At 46.0% G+C, this 23,467-nt stretch carries 17 protein-coding genes; 8 read left to right on the forward strand and 9 right to left on the reverse strand.

All coding sequences use genetic code 11. The annotated features are described in order from the left end of the window. Positions 1–334: 334 nt before the first annotated feature. The 3 genes from ABD772_RS07020 to ABD772_RS07030 all read right to left on the reverse strand — a co-directional run bounded on the left by ABD772_RS07020 (position 335) and on the right by ABD772_RS07030 (position 2,402). Positions 335–1,123, reverse strand: a complete 789-nt coding sequence (locus ABD772_RS07020; protein WP_345102183.1) for a hypothetical protein — start codon at positions 1,121–1,123, stop codon at positions 335–337. A 211-nt stretch (positions 1,124–1,334) separates the two neighbouring features. Next, complete coding sequence (locus ABD772_RS07025) at positions 1,335–1,571, reverse strand: cytochrome b5 domain-containing protein (RefSeq protein ID WP_345102186.1); 237 nt, start codon at positions 1,569–1,571, stop codon at positions 1,335–1,337. A 6-nt stretch (positions 1,572–1,577) separates the two neighbouring features. Next, positions 1,578–2,402: a phytoene/squalene synthase family protein gene (locus ABD772_RS07030; protein WP_345102189.1), complete on the reverse strand. Its 825-nt coding sequence runs from the start codon at positions 2,400–2,402 to the stop codon at positions 1,578–1,580. Positions 2,403–2,485: 83 nt separating this feature from the next. Between ABD772_RS07030 and ABD772_RS07035 the strand changes: the two genes are divergently transcribed. Both ABD772_RS07035 and ABD772_RS07040 read left to right on the forward strand, forming a co-directional pair. Further along, the gene (locus ABD772_RS07035) at positions 2,486–3,967 is read left to right on the forward strand and encodes a phytoene desaturase family protein (protein WP_345102192.1); all 1,482 of its coding nucleotides are present in this window, start codon (positions 2,486–2,488) and stop codon (positions 3,965–3,967) included. Between the two features lie 164 nt (positions 3,968–4,131). Then, positions 4,132–4,524: a hypothetical protein gene (locus ABD772_RS07040; protein WP_345102195.1), complete on the forward strand. Its 393-nt coding sequence runs from the start codon at positions 4,132–4,134 to the stop codon at positions 4,522–4,524. A gap of 7 nt (positions 4,525–4,531) precedes the next feature. Here the strand turns inward: ABD772_RS07040 and ABD772_RS07045 are convergent, their stop codons facing one another. Beyond that, positions 4,532–5,398, reverse strand: coding sequence for an AraC family transcriptional regulator (locus ABD772_RS07045; protein WP_345102199.1), 867 nt, complete (start codon positions 5,396–5,398; stop codon positions 4,532–4,534). A 179-nt stretch (positions 5,399–5,577) separates the two neighbouring features. On the opposite strand from ABD772_RS07045, the gene ABD772_RS07050 reads away from it, so the two are divergent. The 6 genes from ABD772_RS07050 (at position 5,578) to mgrA (ending at position 14,268) form a co-directional block, all read left to right on the forward strand. Continuing rightward, a complete protein-coding gene (locus ABD772_RS07050; protein ID WP_345102202.1) occupies positions 5,578–6,945 on the forward strand; it encodes an alpha-L-fucosidase in 1,368 nt (455 codons plus the stop codon). Between the two features lie 35 nt (positions 6,946–6,980). After that, on the forward strand, positions 6,981–8,642 hold the full coding sequence (locus tag ABD772_RS07055) for a UxaA family hydrolase (protein ID WP_345102205.1): 1,662 nt from the start codon (positions 6,981–6,983) through the stop codon (positions 8,640–8,642). A 499-nt stretch (positions 8,643–9,141) separates the two neighbouring features. After that, a complete protein-coding gene (locus ABD772_RS07060) occupies positions 9,142–10,494 on the forward strand; it encodes a Gfo/Idh/MocA family protein (protein WP_345102208.1) in 1,353 nt (450 codons plus the stop codon). 34 nt (positions 10,495–10,528) lie between these two features. Further along, positions 10,529–12,298: an alpha-L-fucosidase gene (locus ABD772_RS07065; protein ID WP_345102211.1), complete on the forward strand. Its 1,770-nt coding sequence runs from the start codon at positions 10,529–10,531 to the stop codon at positions 12,296–12,298. 3 nt (positions 12,299–12,301) lie between these two features. Next, positions 12,302–13,129 carry an alpha/beta hydrolase gene (locus ABD772_RS07070; protein WP_345102214.1) on the forward strand — a complete coding sequence of 276 codons (828 nt, stop codon included), beginning with the start codon at positions 12,302–12,304 and terminating at the stop codon, positions 13,127–13,129. Positions 13,130–13,278: 149 nt separating this feature from the next. Beyond that, complete coding sequence (mgrA, locus tag ABD772_RS07075) at positions 13,279–14,268, forward strand: L-glyceraldehyde 3-phosphate reductase (RefSeq protein WP_345102216.1); 990 nt, start codon at positions 13,279–13,281, stop codon at positions 14,266–14,268. A 183-nt stretch (positions 14,269–14,451) separates the two neighbouring features. On the opposite strand, the gene ABD772_RS07080 is transcribed toward mgrA, so the two are convergent. The 5 genes from ABD772_RS07080 to ABD772_RS07100 form a co-directional block, all read right to left on the reverse strand. Then, positions 14,452–17,208 (reverse strand): TonB-dependent receptor, encoded by a 2,757-nt coding sequence (locus ABD772_RS07080; protein WP_345102218.1) that lies wholly within the window; start codon positions 17,206–17,208, stop codon positions 14,452–14,454. A 159-nt stretch (positions 17,209–17,367) separates the two neighbouring features. Beyond that, positions 17,368–20,616: an error-prone DNA polymerase gene (locus ABD772_RS07085; RefSeq protein WP_345102220.1), complete on the reverse strand. Its 3,249-nt coding sequence runs from the start codon at positions 20,614–20,616 to the stop codon at positions 17,368–17,370. A gap of 3 nt (positions 20,617–20,619) precedes the next feature. Beyond that, positions 20,620–22,125: a Y-family DNA polymerase gene (locus tag ABD772_RS07090; RefSeq protein WP_345102222.1), complete on the reverse strand. Its 1,506-nt coding sequence runs from the start codon at positions 22,123–22,125 to the stop codon at positions 20,620–20,622. A gap of 188 nt (positions 22,126–22,313) precedes the next feature. Further along, complete coding sequence (locus ABD772_RS07095; RefSeq protein ID WP_345102224.1) at positions 22,314–23,042, reverse strand: ImuA family protein; 729 nt, start codon at positions 23,040–23,042, stop codon at positions 22,314–22,316. A gap of 8 nt (positions 23,043–23,050) precedes the next feature. Next, complete coding sequence (locus ABD772_RS07100; RefSeq protein ID WP_345102227.1) at positions 23,051–23,428, reverse strand: hypothetical protein; 378 nt, start codon at positions 23,426–23,428, stop codon at positions 23,051–23,053. Positions 23,429–23,467: the final 39 nt, after the last annotated feature.

A 23,467-nucleotide genomic window follows, 5' to 3' on the forward strand; every position in this document is an offset into this window, starting at 1 on the left:
CTCTTCGCAGGGGATTATAGAAACGTTGGGTCCATTTGAAAATATTTTAAATATACAGGAGTTGGGCAAAGTTTAACCGCTAAACTTCTGTATTGTTGTTAATTTTTAAGTTAAAGCGCAATGCGTTTAAATGACCGGTAACCCCGGGATGTATTTCCGTTTAATAGCTAATGTGTTTGTTTTTATCTCGAGGCTCAAGTATCGTTATTAATAAAAATAGTGCAAATGATATATAAGTCAGGTATAGCATTGTTTAAGTTGAAAAGCTTAGCAACAAGGGCCGGCTATATAGCTGCCGGACCCTTGTGTCTACTGGCAACAATTGGTTAGGTAATTAAAGTGTTATATGTTTTGAAGAAAATATCACGCCCGACGTATAATTCCAGGTTATGTCCATATAGGTTTGATTAAAAGTAATGGAACCTGTATAAGTTGTACTGCCAACAGTTATAGTTAGCGGATAGGAGTTGTCGGGTACAATAGAGGAGTTTGCCATTGAGTTAAAATTCATAGTTCCTTTTAGCTGAGTGTCAGGCATTGTGCATAGTGTAGCCGGAGGCTGTACAATATTAATAGCGTTTACCACATAGCTATCATTGATTTTAAATGAACGTATATTCAGATAGCTATTGCCGCAAGGATAAGTGTTGCTGGTTTGAACCATCAGCTTGAAACCCGTAGAGTCGGCGTTTGGTACCTTAAAATAGGTTGGAGTGATAACAAGATCGCCGGTGATCGGAATATTGATGGTAGTATCGCCGCTCTGATGCTGAGGCGGCGGTGGCGGCGGGTTAAAGTCCTGATCTAATACAGTTATGGTTTTAGAAAGTGGTGTATGGCCTGCGTCTGTTGCAGTCACAGCATAAGTGCCTGCTTTAGTAAATACAACAACTACCTTGTTGCCAAATTTATACAGGCTGCTTAAGCCTTCCAACGGATTCACGTCCCATTTTATTGAATCGTTCTCTGCACCGAGTAAGATCAATGTGTCAAGCTCGTTATATTTTATAGTTGTTTTTTTGGCTATAAGCGATAAAACGTTTTCAGAGTGATCTTTCTTGCATCCTGCTATCAACGCTATGGATAGCAGAAATGCTAATGATAAATAAATAAAGTTTTTCATCTTTTTAATTATTAAAGTTTAATAGAGTGGACGTCCTTTTATTACATCATCGGGCTGGGTATGCAAAACGTTGGGTGAAGAAGAAAAAAAATAAAAAGAAAGTCTTGCCGCGCCTATCGCTATTGGGATGGTTTCTGCATGTTACATGCTAAATAAGATATGTTTTATCGCCGTTTCAGGATCCTGAAACAAATTCCGAATAGCGAGAATGTTAAGCTAACCTCCCAATCGGGTCGAAATTCTGGAACACCCATTCATCATGCGGTGCGTCGCCAAGCTCGTGGGTTAAATCCTGACCGGCCCAGTGTTCATAGTGTTTGCCATTGCGCCAAAGGCGGCTGCGGCTAACATCGTATATTAAACCTTTGTAGGCAACCCATACCTCGGGCTTGTCCTGCCCGTTGCGCAGGGCCAGTTGCGATCTGGTATATACCGGCAGGTCGTTCATAACTGGTTAAAAACTATGTTTAACTAATGCCTGCAAATACAAAGCGGCCTTATGAGTATTAGATATCCGGATACGATGATCTGCAATCTCATTAACCGGCGTACGCTGAATTTTTTTAAACAGCTGCAGATAATAACTATAAGCGGTATAAACACCTAAGCGAACGCCCTGGGGCAAGAGCACGATCCCTTCAAGGCCTTTATCAAAATCTTTTTTGATGTCGGCTTCAATAGCCTCTTTATCTTGTTGCGTAAAGTTTTTAAAATCGATGCCGGGAAAATAAGTACGCCCGCGATCTACATAATCAGCCTTGATATCGCGCAAAAAGTTGATCTTTTGAAAAGCCAGGCCCAGGCTAAGCGCCATTGGTTCCAGGCGGTTGTACAGCTCCTTGTCTCCCTGGCAAAAAACCTGCAGGCACATCAGTCCGATCACCCCGGCCGAGCCGTAGATGTAGGTTTCGTAGTCGGCATTGGTATAAACTTTATGGTCAAGGTCCATCTCCATCGAGCGTAAAAATTCCTCGATCAGCTGCTTTTCAATACCGTATTGGTTTACCACCAGTTGAAAAGAATGCAGTACCGGGTTAAGACTTATCTTTTGATCGATAGCTTTAAATGTATCCTGTTTAAAATCATGGATAAGGGCGGCATTGTCATGATCATGAAAGGTATCAACAATCTCATCCGCGTAGCGCACAAAGCCGTAAATAGCATACACAGGATACCTGAATTGCTTTTTAAATGCCTTAATACCTTTGCTGAATGAAGTGCTGTATTTAGTGGTTATTAATTTACTGCATTCAAAACAGGCTTCGTCATACAGATCCATTGTCTCACGTGTGCGCTGGGCTTCAAAAGTACATATTTCAACCCGCCCGCAAAACAATTTGCTTACTTTAGGCCAATCAACTCATGAAATCTTCAAAACATATCGTTGTAATCGGCAGCGGCTTTGCGGGGCTGTCTGCAGCCTGTGTTTTGGCTAAAGAAGGGTATAAGGTAACAGTGGTCGAAAAGAACGACCAGCCCGGCGGTCGCGCGCGGGTATGGCGGCAAGACGGTTTTACCTTTGACATGGGACCAAGCTGGTACTGGATGCCCGATGTTTTCGAGAGCTTTTTCACGTTATTCGGCAAAAAACCATCTGATTATTATGAGTTGAAAAGGCTCAATCCGGCTTACAGGATCTATTTTGGGAAGGACGACGTTTTAAACGTACCGGGGGAGAGACTCGAACTCTCCAAAGCGTTTGAAGCCTTAGAACCGGGCAGCAGCGCCAGGCTCGACCAGTTTTTAAAACAAGCCGAATACAAATATCGCGTTAGCATGAGTGATTATGTGTTCCGGCCATCACACAGTATTACCGAGTTTATTGATTTTAACCTGATCAGAAAAAGCCTGAAGATGCAGTTGCTCGGCAGTATGCGCAGCCATGTAAACCGGTATTTCAAAAACCCGAAATTGCGCCAGTTGCTGGAGTTTCCGGTATTGTTTTTAGGGGCCACACCGCAAAACACTCCGGCCATGTATAGCCTCATGAACTATGCCGACCTGGTATTAGGCACCTGGTACCCTATGGGCGGTATGCACCAAATTGTGAAGGCAATGGTAAGTCTGGCAGAAAGTTTAGGTGTAGAGATCAGGACCAATACCGAAGTTATTAAAATCGAAGTTAATGGCAATCTGGTTAACAAGGTGCAAACCGGTAAAGGCGACATCAAAGCTGATATGGTAATTGCAGGTGCTGATTATGCGCATGCAGATCAGCAATTATTGGATAAACCTTACCGTAACTATACCGCCAAATACTGGGGCAAACGCACGCTGTCGCCCTCAAGCCTGTTGTTTTACATCGGCCTGAATAAAAAGGTAGCCGGTATACAACACCATAGCCTGTTTTTCGACGCCGATTTTGAACAACACGCCAAACAGATCTATACCTCGCCGCAGTGGCCGGAGCATCCACTATTTTATGTGTGCTGCCCCTCTAAAACGGATAATAGCGTGGCGCCAGAAGGCTGTGAAAACCTGTTCTTTTTAATGCCAGTGGCGCCTGGTTTAGAAGATACAGAAGCCATCCGTCAAAAATACTTTGAGCTGTTGCTATCGCGATTTGAAAACATAACAGGCCAAAGCATACGTAATAACATAGTGGTAAACCGCAGCTATGCTGTTAACGATTTTAAGGCCGATTATCACTCGTTTAAAGGTAACGCCTACGGCTTGGCCAATACCTTAAGACAAACGGCCTTTTTTAAACCGGCTATGCGCAATAAACATGTTGAGAATTTACTTTATACCGGTCAGCTCACGGTGCCGGGGCCGGGCGTGCCGCCGGCCATCATTTCGGGGCAAATTGCAGCGTATGAGGCGATAAAGTATTTTGAAAAATAAACTATTTGTAATTGCGAGCGAGGAACGAGCGTGGCAATCGCAAGGATGCTATATTGCCGATGCTTTTCTCCGTGCGATTGCCACGCTACGCTCGCAATGACAAAAGCTTCTTTAAAAACCTTTACCCAAGCTATTTGTAGTAGAAAAGGACAAAATTACATCGTATGATGCCTTTATCAACCCAGGTAGCCTGGCTGTTTTTGATTGCTATACCCGTAGCCTGCATTGCATGGACGGTTACACACGAAGAGGTGTTCCGTGAGCCGCGCGACTTTTGCATTAAGCAAAGCAAAAGCAAAGGCAATGTGGCAAAACGCAAATTTTTTTACCTGTTTACCTGCGAGTATTGCTTCAGCCATTATATTACTATTTTGATGTTGATACTAACGGGATACAAGCTGTTACTTGATGACTGGCGGGGCTATCTGCTGGCCGGCTTTTCGATAGTGTGGATAGCCAATTTTTATATGGCCATTTTTGCCCTGATAAAAGTGGATGTCAACCTGGAACGACTGCAGGTTAAAAAAGAACAAGAGGAATTGGAGGAAAAGAAATAGTCTTGCGCTATTTAAACACCGTTTTTTGATAAACCAGCGGGCTTTTACCGGTTATGCTTTTAAAGTATTTATGAAAACTGGTAAAATTATGGAAGCCGCTTTCGTAACAGATCTGTTTCAGGTTCATTTTGTTTTCAATAAGCAGTTTACAGGCGTGGCCAACACGTATCTCGTTAATAAACTGCAGATAGGTTTTGCTGGTGCGCGATTTAAAATACCGGCAAAACGAGTTAGGGCTGATGTTGGCCACTTCGGCCATTTCTTCGATCTGTATCTTGCGCTTAAAGTTGGCTATCGAGTAATTGTAGATGGCGTTGATACGGTCATTCTCGGATGTCGCAAAATCAACCCGCGAACCTATAGATGATATTACCTCAATTTGTTTGGCGCCGCCTATGCGCATCAGCGCTTCCATCAGCAGCATGATCTTTTGCGGACCTTCAGCTTTTACGGTGGCTTCAATCAGTTTTCCCAACGGCAGGCGTTCGTCGCCATTTATTTTGATGCCGTGTTTCGATTTTTCGAGTATGTTGCGGATGATGGTGTTCTCCGGTAATTGCAGGAAGTTGTCGCCCCAGAAATTCTCATTAAAGTGTACCACACTTACGTCAGCATGATTGTTCGCCTCATCTTCAAAGTAAATATTATCAAAGCGCCAGTAATGCGGCAAGTTTGTCCCCAACAAATACACATCCCCCGACTGGAAATGTTGTATGCTGTCGCCAATAAAGCGGGTGCCGTTACCCTGTCTAAAGTAGATCAGCTCAACCTCTGGATGGTAATGCCAGTGATTGTTTACATAAGGCACCTTGTCCTGCCTCGAGCTGAACGAGTGCACCAGGTCATTAGATACTTTGAGTAATTGCGGTTTCATTGGGGCCTAATATTATCTAATTTATTCTTAATTATAAATATTATATTCAAAATATGCCAAAATCAATGATTAATTAGACAATAACGCAAATTTTTTTAAATGCTTATTCTGCTTTCTTTGGTATACCGAATTATAACTAAACCACACAAAACGTGGCAGATCATCAAACCAAACACACCATGAGAAGATCAAAACTATTACCGGCATTATTTATGGCTATGCTTTGTTTTTCGGCCGCCAGGGCGCAGAAAATGATAGGCACCGAAACCGACGCACAAAAGCAACAGCGCATGGCCTGGTGGACCCAAGGCCGTTTCGGCATGTTTATTCACTGGGGGCTTTACTCGGGTGCTGCACGCCATGAATGGGTAAAGCATAACGAGGCCATGAGCAACGAGCAGTATCAAAAATACTTCGACCAGTTCAATCCTGATCTGTTCGACCCTACTAAATGGGCCAAAGAGGCTAAAGCCGCAGGAATGAAATATGCGGTGCTAACTACTAAACACCATGAAGGCTTTTGTTTGTTCGACTCAAAATATACCGACTATAAAGCAACAAACACCCAGGCTAAACGCGACCTGGTGAAGGAATATGTAGATGCTTTCAGAGCGCAGGGCTTAAAGGTGGGTTTCTATTACTCATTGCTGGATTGGCACCATCCTGATTATGTGATGGACGACATCCACCCGCTTATGCAAAAAGACAAAAGCAAAGAACACTATGCAGCTTTAAACAAAGGTCGCGATATGGCTAAATACCGCCAGTACATGCGCAACCAGATCACCGAGCTGTTAACCAAGTATGGCAAGATCGATATCCTTTGGTTAGACTTTTCATTCCCGAACAACAAAGACAAGACCCGCGGTAAAGGCCATGACGATTGGGGTTCTGTCGAGCTGGTAAAAATGATCAGGAAGTTGCAGCCGGGTATTATTATAGATAATCGGCTTAACCTGGAAGAATATAAAGATGGTGCCGACTTTGAAACACCCGAACAGGTTAAACCAAAAGAGTTAGAAAAATACAGAGGCCATACGTGGGAAACCTGTCAGACTTTCTCAGGCTCATGGGGGTACTACCGCGACGAGAACACGTGGAAAACACATCGTCAATTACTTGACCTGCTGATCACCTCGGTAGCCAACGGTGGTAACCTGATCCTGAACGTTGGACCGACCGCTCGTGGTGAGTTTGACTACCGTGCCAATAACGCTTTAGATACAATGGCTTACTGGATGCACGCCAATAACACCGCTATTTATAATTGTACTTATGCTCCGAGCGAGTATGCTGTTCCGGATGGCGACAGGCTGACTTATAATCCGAAAACCAAAAAGCTGTATGTCCACTTGTTCAACTATCCGGCTGATGGTATTTTGACGCTGCCGGGCTATGCAAGCAAGGTTAAATATGTACAGTTTTTGAATGATCATTCAGAGATCGCTAATAAATCATCAGCAGCAAATAGTGAAGATTTGGTTGTAACTTTGCCGAAAAAGAAACCACCTTACGAGATACCAGTTGTAGAACTTAGCCTGCAATAACCTGTCGAGTAACAAAATATATTACTACTGTTATAATGTCTGATAAAAAAGAAACTGTTTTAAGAATACATCCGCATGATAATGTGCTGGTGGCTTTACAAGACCTGCCGGCTGGGACCATCATCAATTTTAATGGCGATGATATTACGCTGGTAACCAACGTGGCTGCCAAACATAAATTTACCATAACCGACCTGGGTACAGATGCCGAAATTTACATGTACGGCGTACTGGTGGGCAAAACCAACCAGCCAATAGGTAAGGGAACCGCTATCACAGTCGACAATATACACCATGCTGCCAGCGATTTTAAACTGGGCGAGCGCAAACTTAACTGGCACAAGCCCGACGTTGATAAATTTGCGCAGCGTACCTTTTTAGGCTATCATCGCGCCGACGGCTCGGTAGGGACAGCTAACTATTGGCTGGTGATACCACTGGTGTTTTGCGAGAACCGCAATATCATGGTTTTGAAGGATGCATTGGTAGAGAAACTGGGTTTCCGAAAGGCCAAGACTTACGAGACAGAGGTGGACAGCCTGATAGATTTATACAAGACCGGTAGCTCGGTTGAATCGATACTTACTGCCGACTTGCAAATGGGATCGGTAGAAAATAAACAGAACAAGCTTTTTGAAAATATAGACGGTATCAAGTTCCTGACTCATGATATGGGCTGCGGCGGCACCAAGTCAGACTCTGACGCTTTATGCGGATTGCTGGCGGGCTATATTACCCACCCCAATGTGGCGGGAGCTACGGTATTGAGCCTGGGTTGCCAGCACGCACAGGCCAGTATCCTGGAAACAGAGATCAAAAAACGTGATCCTAACTTCAGCAAACCACTTATTATGCTGGAGCAGCAAAAGATAGGCAAGGAGAGCGTATTGATGCAGGAAGCCCTGAAACAAACCTTCGCCGGATTAATAGAAACTAATAAAATTGAACGCCGCCCGGCACCGATCAATAAGATCTGTATCGGTTTAGAGTGCGGTGGTTCTGACGGTTTCTCGGGCATATCAGCCAACCCGGCTTTGGGTTACGTGTCTGATGTGCTGGTGAGCTTAGGCGGCAGCGTAATTTTGGCCGAGTTCCCGGAGCTTTGCGGGGTAGAGCAGGAGCTGAGCGACCGCTGTGTCGACGTAGATACTGCCCAACGTTTTATGCACCTGATGCGCACCTATAATGCACGCGCCGAGGCCGACGGCTCCGGCTTTTATGCTAACCCGTCGCCGGGGAATATTAAGGATGGCTTGATCACTGATGCTATAAAATCGGCAGGAGCAGCTAAAAAGGCTGGTAACTCACCCGTTACTGCGGTGCTCGACTATCCCGAAAAAGTAACCAAGCCTGGCTTAAACCTGTTATGTACCCCCGGCAGCGATGTGGAGAGCACTACGGCCGAAGTTGGTTCGGGCGCTAATATTGTGCTATTTACCACCGGTTTGGGTACGCCCACCGGTAACCCTATAACCCCGGTTATTAAGCTGTCGACCAATACCCGTATTTATGAGCGGATGCCTGATATTATTGACATCAACTGCGGTACTATTGTAGAGGGCACTGAAACTATTGAGCAAACCGGCGAGCGCATTCTTAACTATGTGATAGATGTAGCCAGTGGTGTAGTGCAGCCAAAATCGGTACAGTTGGGGCAGGATGATTTTATCCCGTGGAAAAGGGGGGTGTCATTGTAAATGCATTTATCCAACTGATTTATTAAAGACGCGAAGCATCGCGTCTCTATGTTTGGTATTTATGTAGAGACGCGATGCTTCGCGTCTTATCAGATCATTACCGCTTCCTAACTAAATTATGGAAAGATTTCAGCCTCTGGTCGGTGTTATCACCGCACCAGCATATGGAAAGATTGCATTATCCCCGCGTTAGCGATGGAAGCGGATACCGGCCCCGTGCCTAAGGCCTTGCAGGCGTATGAGCGGACAGCGCGGGCCGCAGGTAACGCCTTGATTCATTAACACACCCCTGCAACCGCATCACCTGCCGCGCCTCCCTCTCAAGAGGGAAACTGGGTTTAACGCCCTCCAACCATCAATCTTTAATACCTAATCATTAACAACCTATCGTTCCATCACTAAATTATTACAAAATAACCTTCCATTTTTTTAGCCCTATAGGTAATAAATTGTAAATTAGTATCCTCACACCAAACAATAAACCACATATTCCAACATCATGGAGAAAAGAAGAGAATTTATCAGAAAGGTGGCTATTACTACCGGCGGCATCGCTCTGGGTAGCAAAACCTTTGGTTTTACTGCGAAAAGTTATAACCGCATTATTGGCGCTAATGATCGTATTCACGTAGCAATCGTCGGCTTAAATGGCCGCGGCGGCAGTATGTGCACCACTTTTGCCAAGCAGGCTAATTGCCTGGTAAATACTGTATGCGATGTTGATTCGCGCACCATTCCAAAAATCCAGAAAAGAGTAGCCGATGCCAGCAAAGGCGATGCCCCAAAAGGCGAAGGCGACGTACGCAAAGTATTACAGGATAAAGATATTGACGCTATTTACATAGCAACGCCCGACCACTGGCATGCGCCGCTGACTATTATGGGCTGCCAGGCCGGTAAGCACGTTTACGTAGAAAAACCGCTAAGCCATAACCCGCACGAAGGTGAACTGGCTATTCAGGCGGCACGCAAATACAACCGCATTGTACAAATGGGCGCACAGCGCCGCTCATCGCCTTTGGCTATCCAGTGCGTGCAGGAGTTACATGATGGTATCATTGGTCGCGTGGGTTTTGCTAAAGCCTGGTACACCAATAACCGTAAGCCATTGTATTTGAAACCGGCACCGGTACCAAGTTGGCTGAACTATGAGCTGTGGCAGGGCCCGGCACCGCGTCAGGCTTATCAGGACGGATTAATCCACTACAACTGGCACTGGAAATGGATTTACGGTACCGGCGAAGCTTTGAACAATGGTACCCATGAGGTGGATCTGGCTCGTTGGGGATTGGGTGTTGATCTCCCAACCCGCGTTTCGTCAATGGGTGGCAGATATCAATATCAGGATGCCTGGGAAACTCCTGATACACAGATAGTCACCTTGGAGTACCCCGGACGCGTGATGCTGATGTGGGAAAACCGCAGCTCGAACGGTAAAAAGATTGAAGGCCAGGAGCGTGGCGTTATTTTCTACGGCGACAAAGGCAGCATCAATACCGATGGCGAAGAGTATCAGGTATTTGATCTGGATGGCAAACTGATAAAAGAGGTTAAAAAACAAGGCCCGGTAGAAGATGCTACTATCCAGGCACGTAACACGGCCAGCCCAAGTTTAGGTATGGACGCCCAGCACGTGGCTAACTTTTTAGAAAGTATCCGCGATAACAAACGCCCAAATTGCGATGTGGAGTTGGGTTATAAGAGCGTGGTTGCTATGCAATTGGGTAACATTTCATGGCGGGTTGGCCGCGATCTGCATTTAGATCCGAAGAATGCACACATCCTGAATGATGCCGAAGCGCAAAAATTATGGAGCCGTACCTACGAGCCGGGCTGGGCACCAAAGGTTTAAATTTACAACACATCTAAACACCAATAATTCAGTAATGCGAAAATATACTGCTTTTGGCAGCGGCTTGTTAGCCGCTGCTTTAATGCTAAATACAGGTTTAGCTAATGCCGTTGCCGGACCGGGCAAGCCATCGCCAAAGAAAAATTCAACTAAACACGCTGTGATTGAAACCAATCGTATGGCCTGGTGGAGCAAGGCACGTTTTGGAATGTTTATCCACTGGGGTGTGTACAGCGTACCAGCCGGTGTGTACGATGGAAAGAAGATTCCGGGTTTAGGCGAGTGGATCATGCACGACGCTAAAATTCCGGTAGATACTTATCAGGCATACGCCAAAGATTTTAACCCTACAAAGTATGACCCTGAAAAATGGGTGCAAACGGCTAAGGCAGCCGGTGTTAAATATATTGTCATTACCACCAAACACCACGATGGTTTTGCTATGTTCGACTCGAAAGCCAGCGACTGGAACATCGTTAAAAGAACGCCGTATGGTAAAGATGTTATTAAAATGCTGGCCGACGCCTGCCGTAAGTATGGCATGAAACTGGGCTTTTACTACTCACAGGCTAATGACTGGAATAATCCGGGCGGTGCGGCAGCGGGCGGGCACTGGGATAAAAAGCAGGACGGCAGCTTTGATGATTACCTGGACAAAGTGGCTATTCCGCAAATCAAAGAAATATTAAATAACTATGGCGACGTTGCCGAATTATGGTGGGACGTACCTACAGATATGACTAAGGAGCGCGCAGCTAAAATCACACCGTTATTAGCCAAACATCCTGAGATCATTACCAACAATCGTTTAGGCGGCGGTGTGCAGGGCGATCTGGAAACGCCTGAGCAGTACATCCCGGCAACCGGTATCCCTGGTCGCCATTGGGAAACTTGTATGACGATGAACGATACCTGGGGTTTCAAAACCTATGATGAGCATTGGAAATCAAGCCAAACATTGATTCGTAACCTGGTAGATATTGCATCAAAAGGCGGTAACTACCTGCTTAACGTCGGCCCTAAATCAACCGGCGAATTCCCCGAGCCTATTGTTGAAAGACTAAAAGCTATGGGCGACTGGATGAAGGTAAACGGCGAAGCTATTTATGGTACAACTGCTAGTCCGTTTAAAAAATTGCCTTGGGGCAGATGCACTACTAAAGAAATGCCTAACGGCAATACCACACTCTATCTGCAGGTGTTTAACTGGCCAACTGATGGTCAGCTATTGGTACCCGGACTAAAAAATCAGGCAATATCAGCCAAATTACTGGCTAACGGTTCGGCTTTGAAATTTAAGAAGACTGCCGAAGGGCTTTCTATTACAGTCCCTTCAGCTGCGCTGGATGAGAACGCGACTGTTATCAAGTTGCAAATCAAAGGTAAACCCGATGTAGAGACTATTATCCCGTCAGCAAATGCCGATGGTTCTTTTGTGTTAAGCCCTGCAGATGCTGATTTAAAAGGCGGTGTGCAATCAGAGCATGACATACCAAACCTGGGTTATTGGACCAGCCCTAAAGCTACGGCTTCATGGCAGATCAAGATCACTAAACCAGGCACTTATGCCATGGAAGCGCCAATTGCAGCTGCTCGCGAGGGTAATTCATTCAACATCACTGTTGGCGACCAGACGGTAAAAGCAACCGCGCAGGTTACCGGCAATGATGGCAGGTATGTGTCAAATAATTTAGGCCAGATCAAAATTACTCAAGCCGGTATAACCACCATTACCATAACCCCGGTTGCCGAAAATTGGCAGCACATTAACTTGCGCGCTATTACCTTCAAACCTGTTAACTAAAAAATGAAGAAGTATATATTCCTCATTGCATGCCTGTTATTTGCGGTGAGCTTTGCCAGAGCGGCCAAAGTTGATACCGTGGAAACCTACAGCGATGCGATGCATAAAAAAATAAAGGCCGTAGTAATTACTCCTGCCGATTACGAGCAGGGCAAACAGTTTCCGGTAGTGTATTTGTTGCATGGTGCGGGGGGTAACTATAAGCAATTCTATGAGCTTAACCACGCCATTGCCGATTGGGCCGACTATTATCACCTGATGATAGTTTGTGCCGATGGCGGCGTCACCAGCTGGTATTGGGATAGCCCGGTCGACCCGAATTTTAAATATGAAACTTATGTTTCAAAAGAACTGGTGTCATATATCGACAAAAATTATAAGACCATTAAAAATAAAACCGGTCGCGCTATTTCGGGCCTGAGTATGGGCGGCCAGGGTGCTTTTTACCTGGCTATCAGGCACCAGGATGTTTACGGTGCGGTTGGCAGTATGAGCGGTGGGGTAGATATCCGTCCCTTCCCTAATAACTGGGACATGGCCAAACGGCTGGGCACTTATGCCGAAAACCCGGATAACTGGGAGAAAAATACCGTAACCAATATGCTGTACCTGATCAAACCAAACTCGCTGGCTATTACTTTTGACTGCGGCACAGACGATTTTTTCTACCGGGTAAACTGTATACTGCACGATAAAATGGTGGAGCGTAATATCCCACACGATTTTACCTCACGCCCCGGTGCGCATACTTCGCAATACTGGGCCAACTCAGTGCTTTATCATTTGATGTTTTTTAATACTTATTTTAAGAAGCACACGCCCAAGGCCTAATAACTAATATAAGCCCGCGTCATTGCGAGGGACGAAGCAATCTCTACATAGGACGGTCAATGTACATATTATTAGCGTGCAGAGATTGCTTCGTTCCTTGCAATGACGTATTTAAGAATAGTAAAACAAAAACACAACAACAATAACACATGTCTTACCAACCATCACCACAACGATATCAAAACATGCCTTACAAGCGCAGCGGCAAAAGCGGCTTAAAACTGCCGGCTGTGTCATTGGGGCTTTGGCAAAACTTTGGATATTATGACCGGCTTGAAAATTGCCGCAACATCCTGAAAACTGCCTTTGATAATGGCGTTACCCATTTTGATCTGGCTAACAACTATGGCCCGCCTCCCGGTACGGCCGAGGAGCAGTTTGGCCAGATACTGCATTCTGATTTCCGCGATCACCGTGATGAACTGATCATTTCATCAAAAGCAGGCTACACCATGTGGGACGGCCCTTATGGCGATTGGGGTACCAAAAAGTACCTGGTATCAAGCCTGGACCAAAGCCTTAAAAGGATGAAACTGGATTATGTAGACATTTTCTACCACCATCGTCCGGACCCTGAAACTCCGTTAGAAGAAACTATGGCCGCTTTGGATCTGATTGTCCGCCAGGGTAAAGCTTTGTACGTGGGTATATCTAATTATAAAGCACCCGAGGCTAAAAAAGCCATCACCATGCTCAAAGAAATGGGGACGCCTATCATCATTCATCAACCTAAATACTCTATGTTTGAGCGTTGGGTTGAAGATGGCTTGCTTGATGTGCTCGAAGAAGAGGGCATAGGCTGTATACCATTTTCGCCCCTGGCACAAGGCCTGCTCACTGACAAATACCTAAATGGCATCCCGGCAGATTCACGCGCCCTTAAAGTAGGCGATTCACTTACCGAAAACAGTATTACCCCTGACAGGATCGAAAAGGTTAAAAAACTAAATGAACTTGCCAAACAGCGCGGGCAAAAACTGGCGCACATGGCTTTATCATGGATATTAAAGGATGACCGTATTACCTCAGTGCTAATTGGCGCCAGTAAGCCTGAACAAATGCTCGACTCACTGAAATGCCTCGAGAATATCAAATTTACTCAGGAGGAATTGAAGATCATTGATAATATTTTAAAATAACCGGACTGTAGTTCCTGAAATAAAAGGCCGGTGGTATTGATACCATCCGGCCTTTTTAGGTTTATAATTATGATTTAGTTAGGTGCATTAATGGCCGCAAGCAAAGGAAATAACAGCAGACAATTGTTTTCATGTAGGTGTAAGGTCCAGGTAAGGTATTTTTACTGTCCGGCTGTTATTCCTTTATTGTACGCTGTATCTGTAAGTTTTTCGTCCTAAATGTCCATCGGCGTCAATGCCTTCTATAGTTACCCGGTAAGTGCCGGTTTGGTCGCTGTTAAAGTATGACACGTTTGCGTGCCCGATGGTACGTGTAAGTACAGCCGGGTTCCAGTAAACGGTGCTTCGCAAATCGGCAGGGGTAGGGCCGTCTTGCGGCCTGTCATATTTAGGTGAATAAAATACCCTTGTCAAATCATACCCCTTCGGCGAATAATCGATAGTGCCATCGCTTTTTGAATAGCGGAAGTTGCCATTTTTGGTATAGATGGCTAATACCGGGGGTAGTGGCGGTCTGTATTGTCCGGCATACATACCCAATAATTTCATTTGTACCGCCGTGCTTTCATGCACCAGGTAAATTTTATTGATATTGGTTACGCTGTCCGTCAGCAGGTCCTGGTATTGTTCAGGGGTTACCCGCATGCTGTCAATTAACACTACATACCGTTGGTTTTGATAGGTCGGTATCCACAACATACCATAATCCTGACTTACTACCGATGTAAAACGTATGCGGCTGTGAAACATCTCTTCGAGGCATTCTCTTAAAGTGCTGCATGGTTGCCGGCTATCAGGTCTGTACACTTCGTCGGCCTGGTTCTCCTTGATGTTGGCAGTACCCACTCTGGCTTTTGCCGCGCGTATTCTAACTTCTTTTAGTTGTTGTACACGGCTAATCAATCCATGTTTAACCAGGTCCTGGTCTTGCTTTATATCGTTATCAATGGTGGCTTTTGTTTGCTGAGGGATGTCCGGATTTATGTCGCCAATGTTAGGATTTGCAATTACATTGGCCCTTTGGTAATCGTTAAGTTTAACAATAACACGGCCCTTTCCCCTGGCATTAGCACCATGGATAGTAAATTGCGCACCTTCGGTAAAAAGTATTCTCCTGAATTTGAACCGGCCATTTTGGTCGGCTACCGTATCCCGGAAAAATCCGGTTTTATTATTCAATATAGCCACCTTGGCATAGGCAACAGGCTTTTTATTATAGCCCATAATCACGCCGCCGATCTCTGTTCCCAGCTTTTCGGGTGTAAAATAAGGTGCCGGTGTGTTGCCCGATAATACATTCTTCCAGGCAAACCGGCGGTAGCCCTGGGTAAGCATCAATATATCCAGGTTTTCGCGTGTTTCCTGGTTTGGGTTAACAAAGTAATAGTTAGGCTTTTCTATATAACCTTTGATGTCTGAACTCAATAATAATTGTGAAAATATCGAATTTTCATTGACTTCGTCAGAGGGTACAGCTGTTTCGCTCACAACAGATATCGAAAAATTACCTCCAACCGGCGCCCCCGCTTCATCTTCGGCATCAACAGCCAGCTGTACCTTTTCGCGTCGGGTATAAGTTTGTTTATTGCTGCTGATGTTGAGCTTAATGTCGTCTCTGTTTTGAATGAAGGTGATACGCTCGTTTAAGGGCTGTCCATCTGCAGAAAATAGGGTGAACTGCATTATGCCCGATGGTATCTCTTTTATTGGGAAGTAAAGCAAGGTAAACGCATTGCTCACGGGTACACTGGCAGAGAAATAGACTTTGCCATTTGATTGCCCTACCAAACTCAAATTTTTGTTGCCACTTCTCAGCGCATCTGCCGATGCGCCAACTTTAACCAGTACCGAGTCGTTCTTTGCGGTTTGAAATACGGAAAGCGCATATCCATCTGTTGCTATATCAAGTAGCTTAACCGTGTTTGATGTGCCGTCGGGATAGGTTACTTCGGCGCTATAGGTTTTGCCGGCTTCGGGTGTGAGTACAAAATAGCCCATACCCAGGTGCCTGGTCTCAATTTTGGCAACTTCTTTACCGGTATTATCTACGATACTGCCTGTAATATTTGCGCCCACGCCGTTAGGTGCAGTAGCTTTAAACGCTATCCTGCTTTTTATACCGGCAACCAGATTGCCGCCCTCGGGGAAAAACTGAACATCGGTTTGTAGTGATGCTGTTTTTACCGGGAAGTTTTTAGCCACCACTTCGGCACCGGTAACCGCGATCTTTGTTGTTAAATAGGTTTGAATAAGCTCATTGGGTTTGTTGTTAGGCAGATTGATGCTCAGTTCGCCTGCTGCATCGGTTTTTCCTCCACCCGATGAAATGACATCCCAGCTTTTTTTGAGCAGGTAACTTACCTGCTTGTCAGCAAGCGGCCGGCCTTTCAGATCAGTATATTTCAGGATAGCTTTAATTTTGGTTTTATTGCCATCCTTTGTATATACATACTCAATTTTGGCAAATACAGTATTGGCTATTGAGTTACCGATAGAAAAGGTACGGTCATAAAAGTATTCGGGGCCTGCATTGCGCATCCATTGGGTGTAGGCCCTGATACGGTAGTTGCCCTCATGGAGCATGTCATCATCTAAAATAAAATTACCTACAGCCATGCCCGTAGTGATGGGCAGTTTAAGTTGCTTGGCCAGCGAGTCGCCTTCGGTAATCAAATCGACATACAGAGCCCCGCTTATTGCCGATAACTGATGCTTTTCGCCGGTTGTTACATAAGCCTTAAACCAAATGGTATCGCCTGCTAAATAGTAGGGCTTATCGGTTTGCAAGTACACTTTCTCCTGCGGATTGGCGTCTGTCCACTTTTGCAGCGCAGCAACTATCCTGTCTACCGGGTCCTCGGCCTTATTGATAAAGCTCAGCATCACCGCAAGCAGCCCTGTTAGCACGATGGCAACGGATAGTGTTAATTTAGTTTTCATGCTGATGTGCAATAGGTTGTAAGCGTTGGTACAACTAATGTAAACAACTTATTACCTTATTGAAAGAGTAAGTTTTAAAAAATGACTTTTAAGTATTTTTTTTATTGTTGCATAAATTAACAGCTACAGCGCTATTGTTGTTTTAGATAGCAGCATTAACTACTTAAAATTACGCCCTTTATGAAAGGGCTCGTTTTGCCAATGATTAGATTTGATATCTGTTAGGGTTGATGACAGGTCTTTGTTGTTGTTGGATAAAGTAATTACAGGGACGTTTTCGTCATGAAGGGTAGTGATTGAGCTGAGCAGCTTATTGAGGTTGAAACAGCGTTTGACAATAACGTGGATTACCTGACCTTCTATCTGAACTTTACCTTCAACCATTAACAACCGGGCCTGTAGTATTTCCCTGCGAAAAGTTGCAAAAGCCTTTTCCCAGACCACCAGGTTAGAAAAGCCTGTTTCATCTTCAAGAGTAATAAATACAATGCCCTTTGCCGTGCCGGGGCGCTGGCGTACGGTGATCAGTCCGGCTACTTTTACCGCGTCACCATCTTTTAGCTCAGACAATTGGCCGTTAGGGGTGACATGCAGCATATCCAGTTTTGGGCGTGCAAAACTTACCGGGTGCGCTTTTAATGATAAACCGGTAGCCGCATAATCCTGAACCACATGTTCGGCTTGCGACATAAAGGGAAGGCTGATCTGTCCTTCTTTCGTACTTTCAGACGGCTGGCCTTCAAACAACCCGATTGGTTTGTCGCTCAGGGCAGGTACTTCCCAAAGCGCCTGTCGCCGGTCAAGGTTCATAGAGCGGAAGGCATCGGCATCGGTTAACCGCTCAATGGCAGATTGTGGCACACCTGCATTGCTTAACTGGGAGATACCGGTATAGCCCCTGCCGCGGGCGGCAATGAGCATTTCCATATCATCCTGGTTCAAGCCCTTTACCTGTCTGAAGCCCAAACGCAATGCACAATATTTGCCATCTTTTTCCTCCAGCGTATTATCCCACATGGAAAGATTAACATCCACCGGTCTCACCACCACCCCATGTTTCTCAGCATCTATCACTATCTGTGCAGGCTGGTAAAAACCCATGGGCTGACTATTGAGTAACGACGCTGCAAATACATCCGGATAAAAATATTTGAGCCATGATGAGATGTAAACCAAGTGCGCAAAACTGGCAGCATGACTTTCAGGGAAGCCATAGCTACCAAAGCCTTCAAGCTGTTTAAAGATGCGTTCGGCATAGGCCAGCTCATAACCACGGGCTACCATTTGAGTTACTAATTTCTCTTTGAATTTTTTTACTTCGCCTATTTTGGCTTTAAAAGAGGCCATACTGCGGCGCAGTTGGTCGGCTTCGGCCGCAGTAAATTCTGCAGCTACCATGGCTATTTCCATGGCTTGTTCCTGGAACAAAGGCACGCCTTTGGTTCTGGATAAAACGGGTCTTAGTTCCTCGTTTGGATATTCTTCAAGCTCAATACCATCGCGCCTGCGCAAATACGGGTGCACCATATCGCCCTGGATGGGGCCGGGCCGTACAATGGCTACTTGAATTACCAGGTCATAAAATTCTTTTGGTTTTAATCGGGGTAACATAGACATCTGTGCGCGGCTTTCAATCTGAAAAACCCCCAAGGTATCTGCCTTGCAGATCATGTCATATACTTCCCTTTTTTCCCTGGGGACATTGGCCAGCGTTAGCTCAAAACCATAATGCAGCTTAACCAGATCAAATGCCTTACGGATGCAGGTAAGCATTCCCAGCGCGAGTACATCAACTTTTAAAATGCCCAGATCTTCCAGATCATCTTTGTCCCATTCCAATTGCGTACGGTCTTCCATGCGGGCATTCATTACCGGGCAAATGTCTGATAGTTTGCATTGGGTAATAACGAAACCTCCCGAATGCTGCCCTAATTGCCGGGGGAACCCCATGAGTTGGTCGGTAAGCTGCAATATTTTAAATAAATGCGGGTCATCGGGATTTAGGCCCTGCGAGCGAATGCGATCAGGGGCAAAGCCTTCCTCCGAAAAGCTCCATATAGCGCCGCCCAGCCGCTTAATGGTATCTTCAGATAATCCCATGGCTTTACCGACATCGCGTATAGCGCCTTTGTGGCGTTCTTGCGTAACCGTAGCCACAATAGCGGCATGCTCACGGCCGTAGGTTTCATAGATCCATTGGATGATCTCCTCGCGGCGCTCGTGCTCAAAATCTACGTCAACATCAGGCCACTCATCACGCGCATCCGACATAAACCTGGAAAAAAGCAGGTTGGATTCTTCGGGATTCACCGGAGTTATCCCCAAACAATAACAAACTGCACAATTAGCTGCCGAACCGCGCCCCTGATGCAGAATGCCCAATTCTTTGGCCTTGTTTACATATTCATAGATCCGTAGAAAATAGGGAGCAAGTTTACGTTTTTTGAAAAATGCCAATTCTGTGTGAAGTTGAGCGCAAAGCTTAGCTGATATACCTCGCGGAAAAAAGAATTTTACACCCTGCCAGGTATGTTCTGATAAATGCTCATCGGCAGTGCGGCCATCAGGGCTTTTCCATTCGGGTTCCAGGTATTTCAGTGTATCTAAAGAGAAAGTACAGGCCTCAGCAATTTCTATAGTACGCTCAATAGCTTCAGGATACTGGCGAAACAGGCGTTCCAACTCATCCAATGGTTTTAAATACCGTTCGGCGTTTGCATGTAATTTATAGCCTGCTGTGGTAATTGTGCATTTTTCGCGTACACAGGTTTGCACATCCTGCAATTCGCGGCGTTCGGGCGAGTGGTAATGCACATCGTTGGTAGCTACCATGGGCACACCTAATTTTGACAGGCGGTAAAAACGTTTATCGTCGCTACCTAAATAGGAACGGGTGGCGCTAACATATAACTGATCACCAAATTGAGCCTGATACTCGTGCAGGCAATCTTTAAAATCATCGTCAAAATCAAAACGGTCATTGAGCGAATTTGGCGCTATTGCAATGAAGATAATGCCCGCTTTGTGCTCATAAACATCTTGCTTGTACAGTTGGCATTTGCCTTTTTCTGTCCGAAGGTTTCCTTTGGTGAGTAAGGCACACATGCGCCCCCAGGCTTCAATATTGGTGGGGTAGGCCAGCAGGCCGGTGCCGTCAATCAACTCCAACCGGCAAGCAGGTATGATGTTGAATGCCTTGTACTTTTCAATTTTTATGGGATCGATTTCCCCAGCTATTAATTTTTTCAAGCCTCTGAGGGCGCGCACTACGCCTGCTACACTGTTGCAATCTGTTATAGCGATTTTAGTATACTCTAACTCGATAGCGCGCCCGACAAGCTCTGCCGGGTGCGAGCCGCCACGCATAAAAGTATAATTGCTAGTAACCTGTAGCTCTGCGTATTCCATAACTTAAGCAAAAAAACCATGTATGTACCATTCCGGCCTGTCCTTACCCTCAAAATGTCCCGAGCGAAACAGCCAATAACGCCGCCCTTTTTCATCCTCCACCACATAATAATCGCGGTGTGGACCCTCATTAAGCCACCACTCGGATTCAATACGCTCGGCATCATCGGCTTTTTTAATGGTGTGGCGCTCTCCCTTATAAATGAACCACATGGGCGGGTTGTCGGGTGTTAAATAGGCAGCCTCAATACGTTCAGGGCGAGGTAGCAATAACGATGGCCGCGGCCTGTCCATGCGCCAGGTGGTGCCGGGTTTATCTTTAAGCGACATAGCCAGTTTGATAGAATGCTCGGGCCAGTAACGCTCCTGTGGCAGGTAGCGGCGTATATTCTTTGCGCCGATCTTATTTGCCAGCCGGTCAAGCAGATCGGCCAGGCTGCCGTCCTCCAATCCGCAGCTATCGGCGGTCCAAAGTATTTCCTGTTCGGTGTCTGTATCTTCAACTTTAGGTGCTTCAAGGGTAAACAGTTCGATACCGAGTTTAGGCTCTATAGTTGCTATTTTCAGCTCAAATAATTTGAATAAATGATCGATGTGGTTTGATGGGCGATTGGTGCCGATGCCGGTTTGGATGACCTCTCCGTCAACCCGGTAACATTTAAGTATGGCTGTACGCAGGCCCTTACCTTCGCTGTCCAGACGCTTACAGAGCTTTTCAAGTAGCGTTTTTATGGCGATCTCAATCCCGGCAGCTGTACGGATGGGTTCCAGGCAGGGTAGTCGTTCTGAATAAGGTTCGATGGATTGCAGTAGTTTCAGCGGTTCGTCTTCATTGCCCAAAGCCTGATCCAGTCGCATTAAAAACTCCTGTCCAAAACGTCGCCTCAAAACAGACCGGCCCAAACCAATAAAACTTTTTATCTGGTAAAAGCCCAGTTTTTGCAGGCGGTCTTGTATCACCGCATCTAAACGCAAAGCAGCAGGTGGCAGGGTCAATAAGGCATTGGCCTGCCCACCCGGCTCAATAATAGGTTTAGCTTTGGCAAACCGTGCCACGCCCCAGGCGGTGCCGGCGGTATCGGCCATGGCCCCGCGCACATCATAGCCTTTGCTGCGTAGTCTGGTAACTATCTCTTTCAGGTATCCGCGCTCACCGCCCCATAAATGAGTACAGCCGGTAACATCCAGCAGCAGGCCCTCAGGCATATCAACGGCAACCATCGGCGTATAGCGAATGCACCATTCGCCCAGGGCTTTCAGGAGCTTGTAATCCTGACCGGGAATGTCGTCAATAACTTCCAGATCGGGGATGATGGCTTTGGCATCGGCGGCAGCCATGCCTATGGTGATGCCCTGCTGCTCGGCTGGCTGGTTTGCGCCGGTGATGGTGTTTCGCCCGCGCGTAGGCGTCACCAAAACAAAAGGTATGTCTTTCAACTCCTTGTTTCTAAGGACAAACCAATCAGATTTCAAGTGGCGAAACCATAAAGAAACAAAGCGTTTGTTCATTTTATCCTCTTAATTGGGTTGTTATGCTGAGGCTCTCTAAGCATGACAGCCCTTTATTAATTATTGTCATTTCGAACAAAGTGAGAAATCTATACACAGGCAAGCGAGGTGTGTATGTCCATATATGGATTTTTTCGCTTCGCTCAAGAGAGAAGTTCTCGCTACGCTCGAAATAACAACTTAGTTTATTATGCTATCTGAATATATATCCGTTGTTCTTCCTCTTGCTCAACAATCGGCACAAATCTGCCCGCACACCACTCCAGTTGCCAGCTGCCGGGATTGCCATTGCGCACCCTTAAAAGGTCCACTTGCCAGCGCGGAAAGCTTACACCAGGCAGTCCCGGCTCGGCCCCACTTGGCAGCGGACTAACCTGCCAGCGCGCAACACAAACGGTGCTACTCAATTTTTTCAGATCGTTACGCAGCAAAAATCCGGTAACCTTGCTGTCCTCAACGGCCAGTTGTAAACGTCTTGACTGCGCAAAGCTGATTTCGCGCACCTCGGCAACTACCGCAGCCAGGCCCCCGCATTTTAGTGCTTCTTCCATGACCCAGAGCACATCGCGGTCGCGCTGCACATCAATAAAAATGATACTGTCGGGCGCGGCACCGAAAGCCTTGAGTGCCGGAGGGAAAAGCTTGCGCGAGGTGCTGATCCAGATGCAGGCGCCGCCATGTTTCATCAGCGTTGAAAGCAATCCGCCAATTAAGCCACCCGTAGCTGCGGTTTGCTCAGGCGTAGGGCATAGCATTTCATGGATAGATCCGGTAGGAAAGACACCATTGGGGAAAGCCCCCTCCAACGGACCAAGGCCGATACCTTTAACTTGCCCGGCTGGAGGCGGGGCAAAGCCCTGCCACAGCAAAATGTCCTTTTGCAGCTTGCTGATGATATCTTTTTTAGCGGCATCCATCTGGCACATTAATTAATCTCCGGACAAGGAAACGTCGGCACAAACAAACCCATGTAAGCCTGCAGATGCACGATCATGTGTCGCGCAATGGCGCTGCCAATACTGTTGATCTCGTCCAGATCAAGCGGACTTTGATAGTACGGGTCCCAGTTATCCGGCCGACTGTCAAAGTAGCGCAGGTAGGTGTCATCATTAAAGCGGGTATTATTGTCATGCCATTTGCCTTGTTCCAAACGCAGGGTCAGCGTGACAAACTCATGGCCGTTATGATATTCGACGATAAACTGTGGCATAAAAGGAAGGTCCCACTGCTCAGGTGGTACCTCGTCAACCTGCAGCCTAACCATGCCCCGGTTCAATTTTACATCTATATAAAACTCTTCCATAACAAATATCTCTACAAAGATAATGCTAAAAATATTAGT

The organism is Mucilaginibacter panaciglaebae (assembly GCF_039539265.1).
GTDB classification, from domain to species: Bacteria; Bacteroidota; Bacteroidia; order Sphingobacteriales; family Sphingobacteriaceae; genus Mucilaginibacter; species Mucilaginibacter panaciglaebae.